The organism is Veillonella sp. (genome assembly GCF_019414865.1).
Lineage (GTDB): Bacteria > Bacillota > Negativicutes > Veillonellales > Veillonellaceae > Veillonella.
In genome coordinates this window covers 1-3250 of sequence record NZ_DXLG01000154.1, presented here as the reverse complement: position 1 = coordinate 3250, position 3250 = coordinate 1, and the positions used below count along the sequence as shown (strand labels likewise).

At 32.8% G+C, this 3250-nt stretch carries 6 protein-coding genes; all 6 read right to left on the bottom strand.

Translation table 11 applies throughout. The features are described from left to right. Positions 1-92 precede the first annotated feature (92 nt). Positions 93-512 (bottom strand): GNAT family N-acetyltransferase, encoded by a 420-nt coding sequence (locus QZ334_RS07640; RefSeq protein ID WP_295233351.1) that lies wholly within the window; start codon positions 510-512, stop codon positions 93-95. A gap of 25 nt (positions 513-537) precedes the next feature. Then, entirely contained in the window at positions 538-1590 is a 1053-nt protein-coding gene (locus QZ334_RS07635; RefSeq protein WP_295233349.1) for a hypothetical protein, read from the bottom strand. A gap of 43 nt (positions 1591-1633) precedes the next feature. Beyond that, positions 1634-2095, bottom strand: coding sequence for a GNAT family N-acetyltransferase (locus tag QZ334_RS07630; RefSeq protein WP_295233347.1), 462 nt, complete (start codon positions 2093-2095; stop codon positions 1634-1636). 30 nt (positions 2096-2125) lie between these two features. Continuing rightward, positions 2126-2449, bottom strand: a complete 324-nt coding sequence (locus QZ334_RS07625) for a hypothetical protein (protein ID WP_295233346.1) — start codon at positions 2447-2449, stop codon at positions 2126-2128. 1 nt (position 2450) lies between these two features. Then, positions 2451-2867, bottom strand: a complete 417-nt coding sequence (locus QZ334_RS07620; RefSeq protein WP_295233344.1) for a hypothetical protein — start codon at positions 2865-2867, stop codon at positions 2451-2453. A 99-nt stretch (positions 2868-2966) separates the two neighbouring features. Next, positions 2967-3250, bottom strand: a 284-nt coding sequence (locus QZ334_RS07615; RefSeq protein ID WP_295233341.1) for a hypothetical protein, incomplete at its 5' end; no start/stop codon positions are given.

The window sequence follows — 3250 nt, the reverse complement described above, 5'->3', positions numbered from 1 at the left end:
AAATATAACAACAAATAATACTGCTATACAATCTTTGTAAGCTTTTAATATAATAGATGATTTTTCCAATCACTTTATTAGAGTTTAATTCCTTATATTTTCGTATATTTAGGTACATTACGATACTGCATTGGTAAGGAATTCTCTTTTACTTTAAAACCGTGCTTTTCATAGAAAACTGCATTGGTACTATCGCCAATCATAACATTAATGTACAAGTAAGACTTGTAAGCCTCCTTCACCATTTCCAGCAAATGACCTGCAATGCCATGCCCCTGATAATCGGGATGAACCAGTACATAATTTATGAAACATACTAGCTCACTATCATCCATGACACGAATAAGACTGACTAAACGGTCACCATCCCACGCAGAAATTACACGAGATGAATTTATAAGAGCCTTGTGTAGACGGTCAGGATATTTACCAACTACCCAACGAACAGACAGAAATAAATCTGCTACTTGCTGAGGGGTAAATTTCTTTTCTTCGGTATAGGTAATTGTCATAAAAGCTCCTTTATGTAATTCAAAATCACCAAGGATTTAATAACGTAGTAGATTTATCAAAAGTTAACGTACATAGTGTAGGATTCGTCTTATCTAGATAAGCAATAAACACTATTTTAGAAAATATCTTTTCCTTCATATACATTGCTTTTTTGAAATCATCTTTCATGTATTTACTAAATAACTCAGGAAGAGTAAATCGTGCGCTAAGACTTCTAATCTCATTACCATTATTATCTATTGGTACTATAACCCATTCATCACTGTTTTCTTGATTAAAATGAATTGAAATGTTTTGATGTGGATTACTATTTAGTAACTCATTGAAAGATTCGTCTGCAAATAGGGGAATCATATTCACACTATTTATTGTAGCTAAAAATATATATTTGCCCTTAATATTATCCCTTAAAGATAATATTAATTCTGCTAATGATGCATTACCAATACATTCAAGGGCTTGTTCATAATTCCATTCATCAATTTCTTCTGTGTGAATTAAATAGGAAAAGCTTCTTTTGAATGTTTTAAACAAGTTCTTTTCTATATCGTTAGTATCGAACATTAATATATCAACAATATTCTCAATAGAGTCTGTAATAAATTTATATTCACGACCTGATAAATCAATTAAATGTATCTTATGTGCAATAGCATAACGTTGTGCATCATTAGAAAATCCAGACGTTGAAAATATCGCATAATGATAGTTATACCTAGCAAGAAATAACTCGGACAATGTCATATTTACAGTTGAATAATTAGTATTAATATCATCAAGAATTCCCACTCCCATTCTGACTTTCTCAATGCCAACTGGTCTATCTGATGAATAAAACTTAGCTTCTACAAACAACCTTAATGGATAAATAAAAGGAGGAGTGACTCTAAATGTTCCTAGCGTATCAAACTGGTGATAACCGCCACGTCCTTTAACTTTTAATCCATTACGGCCACAACTTTTAAATTCATCAGTATTACCAATATTCTCATCTGTAATTACTTCATATCCATTTACTTCAATTAACTTTGATAACACTACCTCTAAAAGGTATCCTTTTGCCTGTTGTTTATTCATGCTAAAGCGCTCCTAAATTATAAGTGCAAAACATATTTTATTACTACAATCGTTTGCTCATATAGATAACATCATCCATAGGGTTATGATAATACGGCTCGCATTCAACAAAGCCATGCTTCTTATACAAATGGATTGCTGCTTGCAACGGTTCAATTGTATCTAGCACCATTTCTTTATACCCAGAGGCCTTAGCATGGTCCATAATACTTTCAATCAGACGATCACCAAGATCATGACCACGACCCTCGGGACGCACATAGAGGCGTTTCATTTCACAACGAGTATCGCTATGCTGATAATACGCTACCATGCCAAGCACCACATCATTATCATCGATAGCAACCAATAATTCACCATTTGGCGCCGTATATTTCTCTGCTATATCTGCTAATTCCTTATCTAAATTCTGAAAAGACAAATCACGACCAAGCCACTGAGTATACTCTGTAATCAACTCTTTTACTTGATCTAAATACGGTTTGCCATCAACAATTTGAATCATATAAACTCCAACGGATATAATACTCTACCATTATTTCTTCCCATACGGTTTATGCTGAAAGATTTCTTTTACAATCCCTTCACCAACAACATTGCCGCCTTCCATGATAAAGAACTCAGTACCTGCTTGTAGAGCAGAATAATCTATATCTTCGTTTACTGGCAACGCATTGGCACGTATTGGTTTATCAAAGATGATATCTTCACCATCAATAAAGTTTACACCTAACAGCTGATCAGAGCCCTTTATAACAAGATGAGGGCAATACTTTCCAATATTTAAATTTGGTGGAGTTCCCCTCTTCTTACTGTAGAAAGTAACTGTACAGCAAATAGTAAAATCTAAATCGCTCATTTCAAGCCTCATCAACTACATATACCATATCACCTGTAAAGTAGATGTTCATTATACAATGTACGGGATTCCCTTCGCTGCATAACCAACCCTGCAGCACAGCTCGACCCCAGTTATAGGTCTCCGTAATGACCTCAAACTCACTTTCACTATACTCCTGCTGATACTGAGGTAACTCAATTCTTTTACCTGTAAAAGTATCTAATATTGTACTATTAAAGACGAGAATTTCTAGATCATCAACATCACATTTCTCAAATACAATCTTGGCCTTATGAGTTTGTTCAATACCATTCTCATAAGAAAAAATATAATCAAAGGTAAAAGTTAAATTACCATCTGCGTATGCTATTTTTTGGACCCTTGCATCATGGAGAGAATATTTGGGATACTCACCAAAAGATTTTGTCGTTTTCATAGGACCTCTAATTATAAGAATATAGTCGCAATACAACATTCCTTTACTCTATTAATTCGCTATTTTTGAAAACTCTCTAAACTAATTAGAGCATATTTTTTATTTAAGTAATAAATCATTCTGACGAAGATAATCAATAAAGGTAGAAATAATTAGATTTTTTCGTTCTATAATATCTGTTTCTTTAAAATCATTAGAATTAGATGATAAGTCAAATAATTCCTTATTTTTTGTACCTTCTCTAACTTTGCCTTTATCAGTTACAAACCCCTTATAATATTTTAATTTATCTATAAATCGATAATCTGATGCACGAATATTAATAGACTTTTCTAGTAGAGCTTTATTACCTAATGATTCTAAATTCCTTTTATCAGTTAAAC

Coding starts and splice junctions, on each gene's coding strand:
- QZ334_RS07635 (WP_295233349.1), bottom strand. CDS start 1,590: ATGAATAAACAACAGGCAAAAGGATACCTTTTAGAGGTAGTGTTATCA.
- QZ334_RS07630 (WP_295233347.1), bottom strand. CDS start 2,095: ATGATTCAAATTGTTGATGGCAAACCGTATTTAGATCAAGTAAAAGAG.
- QZ334_RS07640 (WP_295233351.1), bottom strand. CDS start 512: ATGACAATTACCTATACCGAAGAAAAGAAATTTACCCCTCAGCAAGTA.
- QZ334_RS07620 (WP_295233344.1), bottom strand. CDS start 2,867: ATGAAAACGACAAAATCTTTTGGTGAGTATCCCAAATATTCTCTCCAT.
- QZ334_RS07625 (WP_295233346.1), bottom strand. CDS start 2,449: ATGAGCGATTTAGATTTTACTATTTGCTGTACAGTTACTTTCTACAGT.